This is a genomic window from Nostoc sp. FACHB-152, assembly GCF_014697475.1.
Lineage (GTDB): Bacteria > Cyanobacteriota > Cyanobacteriia > Cyanobacteriales > Nostocaceae > Nostoc_B.
Genome location: NZ_JACJRV010000054.1, coordinates 20,404 through 37,062, shown reverse-complemented (window position 1 = coordinate 37,062; position 16,659 = coordinate 20,404). Strand labels below are relative to the sequence as shown.

General features: G+C 39.8%; 13 protein-coding genes. 4 read left to right on the top strand and 9 right to left on the bottom strand.

All coding sequences use genetic code 11. The features are described from left to right. Positions 1 to 129 precede the first annotated feature (129 nt). Both H6G76_RS25715 and H6G76_RS25710 read right to left on the bottom strand, forming a co-directional pair. Positions 130 to 1,104 carry a threo-3-hydroxy-L-aspartate ammonia-lyase gene (locus tag H6G76_RS25715; protein WP_190707459.1) on the bottom strand — a complete coding sequence of 325 codons (975 nt, stop codon included), beginning with the start codon at positions 1,102 to 1,104 and terminating at the stop codon, positions 130 to 132. A 109-nt stretch (positions 1,105 to 1,213) separates the two neighbouring features. After that, a complete protein-coding gene (locus tag H6G76_RS25710) occupies positions 1,214 to 2,056 on the bottom strand; it encodes a GNAT family N-acetyltransferase (RefSeq protein WP_190707456.1) in 843 nt (280 codons plus the stop codon). A gap of 171 nt (positions 2,057 to 2,227) precedes the next feature. Between H6G76_RS25710 and H6G76_RS25705 the strand changes: the two genes are divergently transcribed. Continuing rightward, positions 2,228 to 2,572, top strand: coding sequence for a hypothetical protein (locus tag H6G76_RS25705; protein ID WP_190707454.1), 345 nt, complete (start codon positions 2,228 to 2,230; stop codon positions 2,570 to 2,572). Here H6G76_RS25705 and H6G76_RS25700 read toward each other — a convergent pair. Further along, positions 2,569 to 3,765: an AAA family ATPase gene (locus tag H6G76_RS25700; protein WP_190707451.1), complete on the bottom strand. Its 1,197-nt coding sequence runs from the start codon at positions 3,763 to 3,765 to the stop codon at positions 2,569 to 2,571. The two genes, H6G76_RS25705 and H6G76_RS25700, sit on opposite strands and share 4 nt — an antisense overlap. A gap of 775 nt (positions 3,766 to 4,540) precedes the next feature. Next, positions 4,541 to 4,903: a hypothetical protein gene (locus H6G76_RS25695; RefSeq protein WP_242056517.1), complete on the bottom strand. Its 363-nt coding sequence runs from the start codon at positions 4,901 to 4,903 to the stop codon at positions 4,541 to 4,543. Positions 4,904 to 5,666: 763 nt separating this feature from the next. Here H6G76_RS25695 and H6G76_RS25690 point away from each other — a divergent pair. After that, positions 5,667 to 6,131, top strand: a complete 465-nt coding sequence (locus H6G76_RS25690; protein ID WP_190707448.1) for a response regulator — start codon at positions 5,667 to 5,669, stop codon at positions 6,129 to 6,131. 48 nt (positions 6,132 to 6,179) lie between these two features. On the opposite strand, the gene H6G76_RS25685 is transcribed toward H6G76_RS25690, so the two are convergent. The 4 genes from H6G76_RS25685 to H6G76_RS25670 all read right to left on the bottom strand — a co-directional run bounded on the left by H6G76_RS25685 (position 6,180) and on the right by H6G76_RS25670 (position 11,644). Next, a complete protein-coding gene (locus H6G76_RS25685) occupies positions 6,180 to 7,307 on the bottom strand; it encodes a hybrid sensor histidine kinase/response regulator (protein ID WP_190707445.1) in 1,128 nt (375 codons plus the stop codon). Positions 7,308 to 7,330: 23 nt separating this feature from the next. Further along, complete coding sequence (locus tag H6G76_RS25680) at positions 7,331 to 8,665, bottom strand: hybrid sensor histidine kinase/response regulator (protein WP_190707443.1); 1,335 nt, start codon at positions 8,663 to 8,665, stop codon at positions 7,331 to 7,333. A gap of 239 nt (positions 8,666 to 8,904) precedes the next feature. Further along, positions 8,905 to 9,336, bottom strand: a complete 432-nt coding sequence (locus H6G76_RS25675) for a response regulator (RefSeq protein WP_190707440.1) — start codon at positions 9,334 to 9,336, stop codon at positions 8,905 to 8,907. Positions 9,337 to 9,595: 259 nt separating this feature from the next. Beyond that, entirely contained in the window at positions 9,596 to 11,644 is a 2,049-nt protein-coding gene (locus H6G76_RS25670) for a PAS domain S-box protein (RefSeq protein WP_199337535.1), read from the bottom strand. Between the two features lie 307 nt (positions 11,645 to 11,951). Between H6G76_RS25670 and H6G76_RS25665 the strand changes: the two genes are divergently transcribed. Next, positions 11,952 to 12,674: a response regulator transcription factor gene (locus tag H6G76_RS25665; protein ID WP_190707437.1), complete on the top strand. Its 723-nt coding sequence runs from the start codon at positions 11,952 to 11,954 to the stop codon at positions 12,672 to 12,674. 82 nt (positions 12,675 to 12,756) lie between these two features. Here H6G76_RS25665 and H6G76_RS25660 read toward each other — a convergent pair whose 3' ends face one another. Beyond that, positions 12,757 to 14,115 carry a lipid-A-disaccharide synthase-related protein gene (locus H6G76_RS25660; RefSeq protein WP_190707434.1) on the bottom strand — a complete coding sequence of 453 codons (1,359 nt, stop codon included), beginning with the start codon at positions 14,113 to 14,115 and terminating at the stop codon, positions 12,757 to 12,759. Positions 14,116 to 14,323: 208 nt separating this feature from the next. Between H6G76_RS25660 and H6G76_RS25655 the strand changes: the two genes are divergently transcribed. Continuing rightward, complete coding sequence (locus H6G76_RS25655; RefSeq protein WP_190707431.1) at positions 14,324 to 16,483, top strand: outer membrane protein assembly factor; 2,160 nt, start codon at positions 14,324 to 14,326, stop codon at positions 16,481 to 16,483. The last annotated feature ends 176 nt before the right edge of the window (positions 16,484 to 16,659 follow it).

The window sequence follows — 16,659 nt, the reverse complement described above, 5'->3', positions numbered from 1 at the left end:
ACTATTTATCTTAGCAAAAACTAGGAGATGGAAACGTAGACGCGTCAGCGTATTCCCGCAGGGTACCGCAGAGGCGCAGAGACAAGGATAAGGTTTCACAGAGTTCTGGCTTAAGTTTGAAGGAGTGACCTATAAACTAACCTCTAGCCTCTTACTGATTTGTGCTAAATCCACATTACCACCGCTAATAATTACACCAACTCTCTTGTCTGGTGCTTGCACTACATCTTCAAGTAAGGCGGCGGCGGCTAATGCACCCGTGGGTTCTACAACAATTTTGAGGCGTTCCCAGATGAAAAACATGGTGCTGATAATGGCGGTTTCTGAGACTGTGACCATATCATCAACATAGTCTAGGACTAGGGGAAAGGTGAGTTTACCCAGGCTGGGGGTGCGAACACCATCGGCAATTGTCTGAGGATTTGTGACGGTTTGCAAGGTTTTGCTGTGGAAGGAACGAGTCGCATCATCAGCGAGTTCTGGTTCGACACCGATGACTTTAGCATTGGGTAATAGGGCTTTGGTGGCGATCGCACAACCAGAAATTAGCCCACCGCCACCACAACAGACTAATAGCAGGTCTAATTGACCAACTTCTTGGATAAGTTCTAAGGCTGCGGTTCCTTGTCCGGCGATGATGTGGGGATGATCGTAAGGAGGAATTAGGGTAAGGTGGCGATCGCTTGCTAGGGTTTTGGCTAATTCTTCGCGGTCTGTTTCTTGGCGATTGTATAAAATCACTTCTGCACCATAACCGCGAGTAGCTTGTTGCTTGACGGCTGGGGCATCGTCAGGCATGACAATAGTGGTGGGAATATTGAGTAACTTTCCCGCTAAGGCGATCGCTTGGGCATGATTTCCTGAAGAGAAGGTGATTACACCTTTTTGTTTTTGTTCTGGGGATAGCTGTGCTAGGGCATTGTAAGCGCCACGAAATTTAAATGCGCCTGTGCGTTGAAAATTTTCGCATTTAAAGAAGACTTGGCTATGGGTGCGATCGTTAACAGTTGTTGAAGTTAGCACGGGTGTACGGTGGGCGATCCCCTCAAGACGTGCTAGTGCAGCTTTTATATAGTCTATTGTGACGGTGCTATTTTGTAACATTATGATTAAGTCTTAGTACAACATTTCATTAATTCGTAGCGAATTCTCTGCGTACCTTTGCGTTTAGATTTCAACCCTCAATTCGCTAAGATTTTACGCGAAGTTGTACTTAGTCTGAAACAAAAGAATATTGCTGCCAATCACCCACTGGTTGGTAGCCAATCTCTTGATATATATGGTTAGAGGTTGGATTTGCCAAATCTGTGAATAAAAAGCAGAATTGATTTCCTTGGTTGAGTAAAGTTTGGCTTAATGCTGCTATGCAAGCACTGGCGTAACCTCGGCGGCGGTACTCTGGTGGTGTGTACACCATACCAATACGCGCCCTATGAGGTGTAACTTCACTCCAACAAGCAATGCAAACAGGTACTTCATCTTGCCAAAGGTAAGCTTTTTGTTGTTTGAATATCCACTCAGCCCAGCGTTGTGAGTCGGTTTCAATCTTACCTAAAGCTTCTAAACTAAAAGCTTCATGCCACTTCACCAGTAATTCTTTGTCATTCTCTGTGGCTAGGCGCAAATAGCCTGTGACTGGCGAGATGTTTTGCACCTTTTGTAATTGAAAGGTTCGCAATGCTAATGCTAACTGGTAGGATTGAGCCGTCAAAGAATGCCATGCCGCAACAAAGGCTTGTGATTCTTCTGTGGGTGCATTTACCCCAGACAGTAATTTATCAGACAAATATAAGTCTTGGGCAAGTAAATCAACTGCCTGGAAATCTGTGATTTTTGACAGCAACAAAGGTCGAGGTGGCGTTTTCATGGCTACTGCCACAATTTCTCCATCTGACTCTACTGTTGCTAAGTAAGGTGTTTCATCAAAGCGTTCTGGGTGATGAATCAACGTGTGGCAAATTCCTAACAGCAAATTGTGCAACGCTTCTTGTTGCAGTAAGTATTCTTGGATTCTTGCGTAAAATTCTTTAGCATCCTGAAATTTACGGACTTTCACAAGGATGTTCTGATAAGTTAAGGGTTCTTATTTACCCTACCATTACTTCATCTACTACTAGAAAGAAATACAAATGCTTCTCTAGGAGCTAGAAAAATTTTCTATTTAGGTTAATAAATGTAAATGGATGAAAAACAATGCTGATATTATCTTAATAATATCTTAATTATTATGCACGCAGCTTCTACGGAAAATCAACCCAGAAAAATACCTAAAAGAACGCGTACTACTGTAATGATTGCCGTAGTTGAATCTATTCAAGAGTGCAAGCAAGCGGCGATCGCAGCTGAGTTTCCAGCAGAGTGTGGGTTAGAAATGCTGAGGGGATGTCTGGAAGACGAAGCACATAGCTGGTCTGACCAACAATTTCAACATTGGTTTGAAAGCATGGAAATAAAGTATGGAGAACGTAGCCCTTTAGGGATTTCTATGATTAGTTTGTACAGGAGTGTGATGAGGATTATCAACACTTGCGATCGCCAATTGAAAATAGAGCAAAATTTCCCAGACAATTAAACAAAACGCTGTGTAAATTCGGCAATCAAATCTACTCTTCCCTTACGCAACATGGCTGGGTCTAATCTTTCTGTGGTGTTGCAAGTCATCAACACAACTAATCGCTGCTTAATTTGAATACCAGAGTCATCAATAACACTTTGGTACAATGTGCCATCTAACAAACTTAAGATATGTTCGGTTTTATTGTTAGATTGGGCGATTTCGGAAGCACGATTTTGAGCTAGATTGTCAGCTTCGTTAATGATGATACAAATTTTTTCTAAATAAGTTGGTGGGACAAAGTTAGCGATCGCATCATGATCCAAAATAAATATCACATACCCCAAAGGCATGAGAATTTCTTTGGCAACTGCTTGTGTCCAGGCGGTTTTACCTGTTCCTGGTTCGCCGTGAACTACTACTGCTAACTGATTTTGATTTAGTACCGCTTGCTGTAATGCGTCAGTGAAACTTTGAATCTCTTGGGGGAATGTGCGAATTGGGTATTGGCTGTGAACTTTGCCCACACGGCTTTGATAGCCACTTAGCATAACGGCTAAATCATAGGTAGCTTTGTTGATTAAGGGTGCTAAGTCTTTCGCCATTAAAGTATATTGTCGCCGCCCGCGATCGTATGGCTCAATTTGCAGCCAAATATCATAAGATGACCAGTAAGCATAAACAGTATTAATCACATCTAGACGTTCCCAGTTGATAAACTTTTCCACCGGAAAATAAAAATCCCTTTCTGAATAATACTGAGTAATCACATCGGGACGGTCTAAAATTTGTAATACCCGTAAAACAGCAATTTCTTGTAAACGATTTAAAACATAGTCAATAGGAATACTATTACGGCTGACAAATTGTAATATTGGGGTTTCGGTAGTCAAAACATCTTTATACCGATGATCAGGTGATTGAGGGTCAGGTGTAATATAGTTCCAGAATTTTTCTAATTCGTAGCGCGTATTATCAGAAGCAACGCTTAATAAATTAGCCCACCAAGTATAATTATTTCTACCTAAAACTTCTGCAAAAGTACTAGCTATATTAAAAGTTTTCTGCGTTAATTCCTTGGTGTCATTCTGTAATAATTCACATAAAAAATCCCAGTCTAAATCTCTTTGAAATGGTCGCCAGCCGCTCGTAAGTAAGTTTTGAGGTTTATTATTGGATGTGTTGTCGCTTCTAAAATAATCAAATTCCATATTTTTTCTTTATGCGGCAGTTGGAAGTAAATCTACAATGAGGTGAAGAATAAGGGATTTGAAAAAGTTTTCTTGTGCTATAAACTATTTGTCTAAAAGTTTTTATCCTTAGGCTAATGTTACTGAAAAGATTTGTTGTATACCGATGCTTACCGTAGCTTATATAGTGGGCAATATCTATTGACGGCTAGTTAATCTGCTTCTAAAGAATAGGAAATTTTCTTTTTTATTTATGTTAACAATAACCTGATAATTCATATTATCCAACAATGAATTTGGTTTTACTACTTTGTTATAGCAGCTAAGTAAACTAGTACCAATTTTTTTAGCCCTGAATCTTTACATAATTTTATATATTATTTTGTTACAATAATTAAACTTTTCTAACACTGGTTAGAATTGACTTTATATAGTACAAATACGCTGTTTTCCACAGATTGAAATTTAATACTAAGCACAGTGTCTTAATTTTCTATTATTTATACTACATTGTAGCATAAATAATGAAATTCGTCCCTTTCTTAAGAAGTTTTGAGTTAAATTTTTTGGTTTTGGTTGTAAATATCAATTAAGTTAAAATTGAGAATGGGGAATTTTTCTTCAAGATAAAGCAAAGTTTTCGTAACATTTATAATTTCTTTGTAATAGTTGGATTAATTCAACACGCACATTTTTTAATATTTCTCAAAACCTTCCTGTAGCAGGGTTTTAAAATTTGCAAGTAAAGAGTTAAGTTTCAAGTAGCACGTCTGCAAATTTTATTAATAATTGATAACTAAATATCCATTATAAATACGTCCAACGGCTTTAAATCTGGGTTAACCCAGCGAACACGAGCATCCCAAGACATAATTAAATCTTCGCTATAATACTCTTCGGGAAGATTTTTATCTTTAAATGTATGGATGAGCTTGTTACTTAACTGAACTAAAGGAGTATTGCTATCACAAGTAGATAGATAAAGCTCCACCATAAAAATCCAAAACAGTGTCAAAGTTTCATGATAGCCACTGGTAGGTGTAGTCTGAATGTTCATCACAGCGTTATATCGCTGAATCCCTTGACGAATTAAATCTATAGCTTGTTGTTTCTCATAGCGAGTGAGATACCAAAGTGCAACTGTGTAAGTGTGCAGCATGGTTCCATTCAGAACGTGCTAAGGTGCAGTGATTGAAACTAGTAATCAAGTTTTCAATCTCTTCTATTGTTTGATATCCACTACTTACCAAGCTCATTAGGGAAGATTGATTAATTTTCTCTAATTATTAAAAAGGAATTTGGGCAACCTATTTTTAGTTGAGTTTATACTAATTAATTCAATAATGTTTTGAATTTTAAAATACTATTATACTACATTTTAATACAAAAGGAAAATATACTCATTTAAAATGCTTGACTCTCTTAAATTTTCCTAATCAAAGTTAATTTTTTGTAGTGAAATAAGTAGGAAGGCACAAATAAACTTAACTAGATAAGTCTTGGGCAAAATAGCTAAAAACCTCTTCCCTCCTGCCCTCTGCTTCCTGTCTCCTGCCTTTTCCTAATTACAATTATTTATGTCCCTCTACTTAAATGCGATCGCACAACTATGACCAAGCAACAATACTTATTAGCCGATAACTTAGATTTTAGTGAGCAAAGTTTAACCATAGAAAATATTCTATAGCTAAATTTTATAATTAATTTATGATTAAGTTTTGCAAAAAAAAAATCTGTAGTTTGCGTATAATCAAGAAGTAGCTGCTAAACCAATGACACTAAAATTTTTTATTGCCGCATTTAAAAATGCAATACCAAAAAAATCGCTTATTTTGAATTCGCTCCATCCTATCCCTTGTGGGATGGCTCGTCTGCAATCTCAAACAAGACGATGAATCCCGATTGAATTTTATGGAGAAAAGATGTATTTAGCACATTCATTCATCAGCGATGCAAAGCAGCACACCTCTCAGCAGCCGTTAATTTTGGTAGTAGAAGATAACGATGATAATCTTTTGCTCATGAGTTATGCGCTAGAGTCACTTGGCTGTAGATTCATCTGCCAAACAGATAGTTTCTCAACGGTCTTGGTTGCCAAGGAGTATCAGCCAGACCTAATTATCCTAGATATTTTGTTACCTACTTTTAATGGCATTGATGTTGTACGTTGTCTTAAACATGATCCACTAACTTATAAAATTCCTGTGCTGGCTGTGACTGCTTTAGCCGCTAGAGAGGATCGAGAACGGATTCTGTTAGCAGGGTTCAACGACTATATCAGCAAACCATATCTGCTGGATGATTTAGAGGCAGTTGTTCGCCGTCTATTATTGGGAAAACTTGAACCTCATTCAACCTATGAATTATGTCAAGATTCAAGCAATTGAAGCGAGCCGCAGAGAGGAGCAATTTCTAGCCTCCAGCCTCTAATTCCCTTACATATTTTTTGGTAACTGGACTGTAAATACACTGCCTTTACCAAGTTCAGATTTCAAAGTAATATTACCACCATGAGCTTCAGCGATTCTGTGTGAAAGATGCAGCCCTAAGCCGCTACCAGAGCGTTTATTTCTGCCTTGGCGAAACCGCTCAAAAATGGTTGCTTGGTCTTCGGGGGCGATACCGTAACCTGTATCTTCTATGGCAATGCTGACCCAAGTTTTTCCTGTAGAATTGGCTGATTCTTCGAGTTTAATTTTAATCCCGCCTGTATCGGTAAATTTTATCGCATTACCCAGGAGGTTGTTAAATATGCGGCGCAGTTCTAGGGCATCGCCCATGACTACCCCAGGATCTTTTTGGTTGTGTGCTAAACTGCTAGTATCAACTTTTACATAGATATTCTTCTCGTCAGCTAGTGGTGAGAGTTCGCTGACTACTTCTTGAACTATTTCTGGCAAATTGCACACTTCATCATTAAAGGTCTTTTTCCCTGCTTCCATGCGATACACTTCGAGCAAGGTATTGACCATTTGCATCAAGTTTTGATTGCTGCGAATCATGACAGAAATCGCTTGTTTCATTTCTGGCGAAATTTTGCAGAATGTTTCTTGTTGAAACAAATCCAGCATTCGATCTGCGGCAACTAAGGGTGTGCGTAAATCGTGGGTAAGACGTGATACAAAGTCTTCCCGTTGACGTGCCATTTTTTGCTGTTCGTCCAAACTGTCCTTGAGTCGCATTAGCGATCGCACTCTCGCTAATAGTTCATCTGTATCAAATGGTTTGCGAATAAAATCATCAGCACCAGCATCTAATCCTTCGACAACGCTGGATTCATGAAAGGCTGTGATTAACAGAATTGGAATGTAGTTTTTACTGAAAGCCGGGTTAGCTCGAATGCGCCGAGTGACTTCATAACCATCTATCCCAGGCATCATCACATCCAGCAAAATTAATTTAGGGGGAGTTTTTTCAACGTACTTCAAAGCTGAGATGCCATCTGAGACTATATCAATCTCATAGTCTTCACTTTCTAGAATAGTTTGAACCAAAATGAGATTATCTCTAGTGTCATCAACAGCTAAAATCCGGTTATTTTTATGGTTTTCAACTACAGACATAATTTATCAATTTCAATAAGAATTTATAGTTTTAAATTGGGATGCCTCATTGAAGCGTGGCGGGGTTGAGGAGCAGGGTGATGAGGGTTATGAGCCGAGAAAAAAATATTTTCCCCGTCCATGTTTAAAGCCGGGACTTCTCCGGCTCCTTTTTTGAGTGATATGTGTCGTGGTATTTCTATTTTGAACAAAGAACCAACTCCCAACTGACTCTCTAAAAAGATTGTGCCATTCATCATTCGCACCAAGGAATCGATAATTGCCAAGCCCAGTCCTGTACCAGGATATTTGCGGGTAATACTTTGATCAACTTGGCGAAAGGCTTCAAAAATATGTTTAGAATCTTTAGGAGCTATACCAATACCTGTATCCCGAACTGCGATCGCAATCATACTCTCTGGTAGTTCTTTAACTTCTACCCAGACACCACCTGTTTCTGTAAACTTAATCGCATTTGATAGCAAATTGACTAAAATTTGCCGCAAACGCATTGAGTCATTAAATATCCAGGGATTTTGTAAATCTACTTCTACTGCTAATGAAAGCTGTTTAGATTCTGCCAGAGAATGCATTTCCGCGACGGTAGCATTTACTACTGTTGTTAAATCAAATAGTTCGGCTTTTAGCTCTAGTCTTCCTGCTTCCAATTTAGAAAAGTCAAGAACTTCGTTTAATAACATCAGTAAGTGCTTGCCATTATTTAAAATCCGTTCCACCATATCTTTTTGTTGATCTGTCAATTGCCCAAATTTGGGACGCAACAATATTTGCGAAAACCCAATGATGGCATTCATTGGTGTTCGCAATTCATGAGACATAGTGGCTAAAAACTGAGATTTTAAGCGGGATGCTTCTAATAACTTTAAGTTTTGTAGTTGAATTTGTTGCCGTTGTCTTTCTAATTCTTGGTTTTTGCGAATTAATTGCTCATTACTTTCTTTTAATTGCTGGAGTGCTATTTCAGCTTGCATTTCAGCACGGTATACCCGTAGAGCATTCCGTAAAATTTGGCCTAAAGTTTCTGAAGATACACGAGATTTGGAAAGATAGTCTGTAGCACCAGCTTTCATCAATTCGACAGCAATTTGTTCATCTCCTTGGGCAGTCAGAACGACTAAAGGAACTTTGATTTCTGATGCACGTAGTCTGTTGAGCAGTGTCAAACCGTCCTGATCTGGTAAGCGATAATCTAGGAAAATACAGTCATAGGCAGTATTTTTTAAAGCTAATAATGCCTCATTACCATTCCCAGCCTCTGACAGTTCCATCTTGACACCTGCTTGAGTCAAGGCACGACGTACTGCCATCCGGTCTACGTCATCATCGTCTACAACCAAAATTCTTAAGGTCTCTTCCATCTGCTTTTCTTTTCACTGTCCTATGGGTGTTGATGTATATCATTTCTAGTTTCAAACTATCCAACTAAACAATTTTAGATTTTAGATAGACTTTTGAATAGAGCAATTGATAATTTAACAGATTTTAATATTATTAATATATCCTGTTTTTTACCCAAACAGAGTTGGAAATTCTGTCAACCTTCTTATATTCTTCCCCTGATATACTGGTACACTGATTCTATTAGATGTCTGGCAACTTAAGGTATTTCGCACAGTAGCCAGTATTTATTTAATGTTGCCATCATATCGACAAAATTATTAAATGTTACGGGCTTCAGGATATAGCCAGCAACATTCAAGTTGTATGCTTCTACCCTGTCTTGGTCTTGATTTGAGGTCGTCATGATCACTACAGGAGTTCCCCGCAATTGTGGGTCAGAACGTAATTCTTGGAGGAATTCAATTCCACCCATTCTTGGCATATTTAAATCTAATAAGATTAAGCGTCGCTGGGTTGGTACTTGTGGGGGTTGCCCATTTTTACTACGCAACATTGCTAGAGCTTCTATCCCATTACTAGCCAAATAAAGTGGGTTATTAATATTAACTTTTTTGAATGCCCGTTTGACATTCATAATATCAACTTCATCATCCTCCACTAGTAGTATATTTATTAGTTTTTCCAGCATTTTATAAATTTATTAATTCAGTTTTTTGAAGTTAATTATATAAATTAATTATCAAAAAAAGTTGATTATTCACAGCTAATTACTTATTATTAATTTATAAATAGTAATTACTTACTTAAATAATCACTTCTAAACTAAGCAATAAAGTAGCAAAGACTTTATTAAGCTCACCATTATTGTAAATGAGCCTACTAATGCCCGTCCTCAGTCATTAGTGATAGTTATCAATAAACATTTTGTACCATAAGCTTAAGCAGTTTTACTCTCCTAATTGTTTAGGCCAAGTGAAGTGAAAACTACTGCCAACTCCTGAGCTTGAATCTAAATTTATCGTACCCCCTTCTGTTTCTATAATTTTTTTGACGATCGCCAAACCGATACCTGTGCCTTCTTTGCGATCGCGAGCTTCTAAAGTTTGAAAGATAGTAAAAACTTTATGATGATATTGGGCGGGGATACCAGGGCCATCATCAGCAACAGTAAATTTGTAGTATTTCCCTTGCTCATTGACAGAAATTTTTACTCTTCCATCAGGGTGCGAGTGATGTTTAATGGCGTTTTCAATCAAGTTCGTGAATACTTGTTGCAGAGGAATTCGCTTAGTCATGAAAGTAGGCATTTCCGATGCCACCTCAATCCTAAAACTTAAAGGTGCTTCTAAATAATCAATCACTTCTTGAAGTAAATCGCCAACATTTACCAAAGACTGGTCTGTGTGATTACGCCCGATGCGCGAGTATTCTAGCAAGCCGTTAATTAAACCTTCCATCCGTTGTACTCGACCACGCAACAAATCTAATTGATGCTGGTTTTCTTTTGAAAGTTGACCTGCAAGGTCTTCTTCTAACCATTGTGAGAGGCTAGCAATTGCTCTGAGTGGTGCTTTTAAATCATGAGAAGCAACATAAGCAAACTGATCTAATTCCTGATTCCGCTTTTGCAACATAGCTGTAGTTTGCGTCAGGATGGTGTTTAAGTAGGTGAGTTCTTCGGCTCGTTGTTGAAGTGCTAGTTCTGCTTGTTTGCGCTCGCTAATATCAATACATGAGCCAATAAACCCAGCAAAGTCACCATCACTAGCAAATCTGGGCGAACCTTTGTCTAAAACCCAGCGATATTCGCCATCAAATCGCCGCAGCCGATACTCGATAACAAAAGGCGATCGCGTATCAAACGACGATGTATAAGTATAGATACAACGCTCTAAATCTTCTGGATGTACTCCCTCTCTCCAGCCGTTACCTAGCTCTTGTGCCATTGTGCGGCCAGTAAATTCTAACCAACCTTTGTTAAAGAAGTTACATAATTTATCTAAGTCAGACATCCAAATCATCACAGGTGCAGTATCTGCCATGATGCGGAATCTAGCTTCCGTTTCTCTGATACTCACTTCTACTTGTTTGCGTTTGGTAATATCCTCAATCACTGCGATAAAGTATTTAGGCTCTGGTAATGCTTTTGTGGTTTCTCGCAGTAATGAAACCGTTAAATTTACCCAAACAGGTAAACCATCTTTGCGGATATAACGTTTTTCTAAAGAGTAAGTAGAAATTTTACCTGCTAATAGTTGACAAATGTTACGCAAATCAATTCTTAAATCATCACTATGGCTAATTTCAACCCATGTGAGATTTAACAACTCTTCACGGGTGTAACCTAATATCTCACACAGCTTTTGGTTAACGCGTAACCAACGCCCATCTAACCCAACATGGGCTAAACCAACAGCGACTTGTTCAAAGGTAGCACGGAACCTTTCTTCACTTTCAAGTAAGGCTTGCTCTGCTTGAGGAGAGAAGAGGGAACCAGAAACAGGCAAAAGTGGGTTTTGCTGGTGAGACTGTTCGCTATATCCTATTGCCTGTTGCCTATTGCCTATTACCTGTTCTACACTGCCAGAGATAGTAAATTCACGATCAGGAATGTTGTGACCTTCTAAAATTAAAAAAATGACTTTCCCTTGTTGGTTGCTAATGGGCTTAATCGAAAATGCAAAAGTTTGTAAGCGATCGCCTGTCCCTAAAAAATCCACATAATGTATATATTCACCTGCGGCAGCACGCGCCACGGCAGTTTGTAATTCTGCCTGGGTTAGCCTTGACCCATTTGACCACCAAACTTCCCATAGTGGACGACCAATTGTGTCGCTGCTAGTAAATCGACTGAATTCTAAAGCTGACGGATTGATTTCCAAGATCTTGCCATCTGCCTGCATTAATCCGATGAATTTAATACTTGGGTTCAAGATAGCTTTTACATCTGGCTTAGTTTCTCTTAGTAGAACTTTAATTTGTTGTAATTTGTTCATTTTTAGCAGCTTTTAAGCTTTAAAATATGATTAATTTTGACAATAAGTTACAACTCCTAAAATAATGATTAAACAGCGATCTAGAGGAAGATTTTTCACAAATATTTCATATTTTGTTGTAGAATAGCCATATATCCTCGGCTAGATTTTTACATCTACCTATTTAAAAAAAATTGAAATTCCTACTTCTATCGGTGGATGCAAGCTGATTGAAAAATCATCTATCTTTGGTTTGGGAAAATTACATAAAGTAGCTTACAAAAGCGCATAATTGAGAAAGCGCAATCTAAAGAAGAGTGAGTTAGCAATGAACGAAATAAGCATTATTTTAATTGAGGATCACGATTTAACCAGAATGGGTCTGAAAGCAGCATTACAGGCTCATAGCGGTTTAAAAGTAATTGGTGAAGCAGCAAATGCCACTCAAGGACTGAAACTTTTAGAAACGGCAAAGCCGGATGTGGCAGTGGTAGATATTGGCTTGCCAGATATGGATGGTATTGAACTCACCCGTAAGTTTAGACGCTACCAAGCGGAGTCTGGGCAGTCAGCTACCAAAATTCTCATTTTGACAATGGATCACACAGAGGATGCGGTATTGGCAGCGTTTGCCGCAGGTGCAGACTCTTATTACATGAAAGAAACCAGTATCAGCAAGCTAACAGAAGCGATACAAGCAACCTTTGGTGGTAACTCTTGGATTGATCCAGCGATCGCTAATGTGGTATTACGCAAAATGCGCCAAGGTATACCTGGTGAAGCCGCAGGCAGCGACAAACCCAAGACTGTGAAAATCGAAGCATTAGCCACAGAATACGAGCAAGTTTTAGAAACTTATCCCCTAACCCAACGGGAATTAGAAATTCTAGAATTAATCGTCGCTGGGTGCAGCAATGGTCAAATTGCTGAGAAACTATACATCACCGTTGGCACAGTTAAAACCCACGTTCGCAATATCTTAAACAAACTGTGCGCCGATGACCGTACTCAAGCTGCTGTTCGCGCCTTACGTTCTGGGTTAGTCGCATGAGGATGAAGGTTGGAGGTTGAAGGGTGTACTGCACAGCAAAACCCACAGGTTAGGTTGAAATAGACACTTCATATTTCATACTTTATTCTTCAGACTTCATCCTTTCTAGTAAACAATCGGCAATGCGCTGTGCTGCGCCTGGTTTACCCATACGCCGTAAACCATTCTCGGCAATGATTTGTAATCTGTCGGGGTGTTGTAGTAGCGATCGCATCACCTTCGCTGCTTTATTTGGCTGCTCAATTAAAATTAGAGAGTCTCCTAAAAGGCGGCTTTGGGCTTCTGCAAAACCAGGATTGTATTGTGGCCCCTGTCCGGGAATAGCGATCGCAGGTTTGCCTAAACCAGCAAATTGTTCAGTAGCTGTGCCTGCCATTGCGATCGCCACATCTCCCAGATGTAAACAATCGTTATAAGCTTGTTGAGAAAGCAGCAAATAAGCGTTTCGTTGCTTAAAAATTAAGACATTGGGATCAGGTAGGGAAATCGGAGATTGAGTGTGCGGTTGCCATCCTTGGGCTTGAAGAACTGGGATGAATTGGTTGGTATCTAAGCTAGGAGCGATCGCAGCTAAAAATACGACATTGCCAGAAGTATGCACTACTGAATCTCGTTCTTGAAAACTAGCCAGCAACGCAGACACAGCCTCCATAATTACTTGCCAATTTTCATAAGCCTCTGGAGGACGAGAACCCGGTAAAAGCGTCACAACTAATGGTCTTGCTAATTCTTGTTTTTGGAAATCAGCAGTATAAAATTGATTTCGCGGGAAACTCGGTGACAAACCATCCATCATCGGATTCCCCACATCAACAGCCGGAATCGGCCATTGTTTGAGAATCTCTGTAGTCAAGCTATCTCTAGGAAACACCGCCTGACAACGGCGACTACTCATTAACCAGCGTTCCCAAGGATGGTAAATTGAACCAGAAAAATTTTCCCAACGGGCAGATTTTGATTTGCGTCGCAATAATCCCGTTTCATCTCGCACATAGTATTCTGACTTCGCAGTGCCTACAAAAGCATAGTTTGCACCACTAAAATACGCAAACAACAGAGGTACAATATCGCCCACAGCTAAAATCGCTCGTTGATTGCCTAATTTTTTTTGCGAACTCACCCAACGCCGCATAGATTGAATTTGGCTGATAGTCAGCTGTACCAAACCGCCGCGCACATCCCTCACTAGTTGACGGCCATCCATATATACAAAGCCACCAGAAGGCATAGTGCGTACTGAACCAATCAAGGGAATACCTAACTGTTGATAAGCGTGTCCTTCACCCACCAGAGGCAAAGCAAAAATTTCTGGTGGGTTTGATTGTTGTTGTAGTGCTTGCAAAATTCGGACTGCAATTATATCTTCTCCATGACCATTACTCAGAACAAGTAACCGTAATCGAGAACCAGAGGCTTGAGATACGCGAGATACATTACTCATAAGAAACAAAACATCAAAATTCAGTGTCAACAGAATTTGTAACTGATAATTCGTAACTCGTAATTACCCAGAGAAAATAGCTAAAGGTTTAAAGCTAATTATTTCCCTTAGTAAATTGAGGGAATCACTACGGTTTTGGAAAATTCCCAAAATAGGCTTGCATTCTTCAATTACGAATTACGAATTACGAATTAGTAATTATTTTGTTATGCAAATTTCTAAAACAGCAATTTTAACTTTAGCTACTTTAGCTGCTAGTAACGTCACTCAACAAGCATTAGCCGCGCCAAATACCCCGACAACCGAAACAAAAAAAGTTAAAGACTTTGTAGTTCCTGTAATTGAAGAAACGCCTACAAGGGTAGAGACTATTGCATCCCCCGAAACCGTAGCTGTCCCGCAATTTTCACAAAAGCCTGTATCACTTGGGGAAAACCTAACCCCCCAGCCCCCTTCCCTAGTAGGGAAGGGGGAGACATTAAAACCTCTCTCCTCACAGGTGAGAAGTTTAGTAAATATATTGCAAAGTCAGGTGAAACCAGAAGTTAATAAAACCCCAATTGTACTAACACAGGTAAAGCCAGGAAATAGTAACGTCATCCCTTTATCACCTCCAAACTCCCTACCGACAAATAACAACTTAGTAGTCACAGCTACGGATGTACAAATAGTAGGCGCGACTCCTGAATTGCAAGAAGTCATACGCAAAGTTATTAAAACTCAAACTGGCGCAGAAACTAGCCAAAACCAGTTACAACAGGATGTTGCAGCAATTTTGAATACTGATTTATTTACCAGTGCTAATGTCAATAGTCGCAGTACAGCAGCAGGATTGAGTGTAGTCTATCAGGTGCAACCTGTGGTAGTGCGATCGCTGCAACTTTCCGGCGCAAAAGCACTGACTTATCAAGTAGCGTTAGAACGTTTTCAACCGCAATTTGGTAAAGCCATCAGTCCGGCGGGGTTGCGACAAGCTGTAGAACAAGTAAACAAATGGTACGCCGACAACGGTTATAACTTGGCGCGAGTATTATCAATTAAACCCAGTCGTGAGGGAATTCTCAACATTAACATCGCGGAAGGCTTGGTAAGTGAGATTAAGTTTCGCTTTGTCAACGATGAAGGTCAAACCGTTGATAGTAAAGGTAATCCTGTTACTGGGCGCACCAAACCAGAGTTTCTCAGCCAGCAAATTCAACTCAAACAAGGACAAATCTTTCAAGAAAAGCTGGTACAGCAAGATATTCAAAAGTTATATGGTACAGGCTTATTTTCTAGCGTCAACGTAGCTTTAGAAGGAGATGCAACAAATCTAGATTTAGTCTACGAACTCAAAGAGAATGGCGCGCGTGCCATTAACTTAGGCGGTAGTTACAATGCCGATCAAGGGATAATTGGAACTGTCAATTATCAAGACCAAAATGTTGGCGGTCAGAACAATATATTTAATGCCAATGTGGGTTTAAGTTCTCGTGATTTGCAATTTGATGGCAAATTTATTAGCCCTTATCGTGAGAATAACCCTGACCGCCTAGGTTACACTGTCAACGGCTTCCGTCGCCAAGAACTTTCGGAAACCTTTGATGATACTATCAAGCTGGCTAACGGCGATAAAGTCCGAGAAGGTCAGATTGGCGGTAGTGTTAGCTTGCAAAGACCGATTGACGGCTGGGACGCTTCTTTAGGATTGAATTATACAAGAACGACAATCCGCGATCGCCAAGGTAATATTACGCCCAAAGATGCTCAAGGAAATCCCCTATCTGCCAGTGGTACAGGTATTGATGACTTAACTACCGTCTCCTTCACCGCCGCCAAAGATAAAAGAAATAATCCTCTCAACCCTACTCAAGGTTCCTTGCTGAAACTGAGTACAGAACAATCCATACCCGTTGGTCAAGGAAATATTTCCCTCAATCGGGTCACAGCTAACTACAGCCAATATCTGCCGGTAAACTTATATAACAGTAAGCTGCCACAAGTCTTTGCTTTCAACGTCCAAGCTGGGACTGTTATTGGTGATTTACCACCTTACGAAGCCTTTAATATAGGTGGTTCCAACTCTGTGCGTGGTTATGATGGTGGAAAGGTTGGCAGTGGACGCAGTTATGTTGTAGCTTCCGCAGAATACCGCTTTCCCATTTTGCCGATAGTTGGGGGTGTATTATTTGCTGACTTCGGCACAGATTTAGGTTCTGGTAACACCGTCTTAGGCGATCCCGCAGGCGTGCGTGATAAACCCGGTTACGGGTTTGGTTACGGTGCAGGAGTGCGGTTAGATTCGCCCCTTGGGTTAATTCGCGCTGACTATGGCATTAACGACCAAGGAGAAAGTAAGGTGCATTTAGGTATAGGTCAGAGATTTTAGAATGAGAGGCTAGGGGCAAGAGACTAGAGATTAGGGATTAGAGGCTAGATAAAAATATTTTTATTACAGGCGTACTGGTTGCGAACTACCTGCTACGAATAAACCAAGTCAAACCCTCTTCCCTTCTGCCTCCTAACTTGAATGTGCTGAGTAAAAATACTATTTTCTAGCCCCTA

Bases quoted from the DNA above. Each gene is read 5' to 3' on its own strand.
- H6G76_RS25715 (WP_190707459.1), bottom strand. From the start codon at position 1,104: ATGTTACAAAATAGCACCGTCACAATAGACTATATAAAAGCTGCACTA.
- H6G76_RS25705 (WP_190707454.1), top strand. From the start codon at position 2,228: ATGCACGCAGCTTCTACGGAAAATCAACCCAGAAAAATACCTAAAAGA.
- H6G76_RS25700 (WP_190707451.1), bottom strand. From the start codon at position 3,765: ATGGAATTTGATTATTTTAGAAGCGACAACACATCCAATAATAAACCT.
- H6G76_RS25695 (WP_242056517.1), bottom strand. From the start codon at position 4,903: ATGCTGCACACTTACACAGTTGCACTTTGGTATCTCACTCGCTATGAG.
- H6G76_RS25690 (WP_190707448.1), top strand. From the start codon at position 5,667: ATGTATTTAGCACATTCATTCATCAGCGATGCAAAGCAGCACACCTCT.
- H6G76_RS25685 (WP_190707445.1), bottom strand. From the start codon at position 7,307: ATGTCTGTAGTTGAAAACCATAAAAATAACCGGATTTTAGCTGTTGAT.
- H6G76_RS25680 (WP_190707443.1), bottom strand. From the start codon at position 8,665: ATGGAAGAGACCTTAAGAATTTTGGTTGTAGACGATGATGACGTAGAC.
- H6G76_RS25675 (WP_190707440.1), bottom strand. From the start codon at position 9,336: ATGCTGGAAAAACTAATAAATATACTACTAGTGGAGGATGATGAAGTT.
- H6G76_RS25670 (WP_199337535.1), bottom strand. From the start codon at position 11,644: ATGAACAAATTACAACAAATTAAAGTTCTACTAAGAGAAACTAAGCCA.
- H6G76_RS25665 (WP_190707437.1), top strand. From the start codon at position 11,952: ATGAACGAAATAAGCATTATTTTAATTGAGGATCACGATTTAACCAGA.
- H6G76_RS25660 (WP_190707434.1), bottom strand. From the start codon at position 14,115: ATGAGTAATGTATCTCGCGTATCTCAAGCCTCTGGTTCTCGATTACGG.
- H6G76_RS25655 (WP_190707431.1), top strand. From the start codon at position 14,324: ATGCAAATTTCTAAAACAGCAATTTTAACTTTAGCTACTTTAGCTGCT.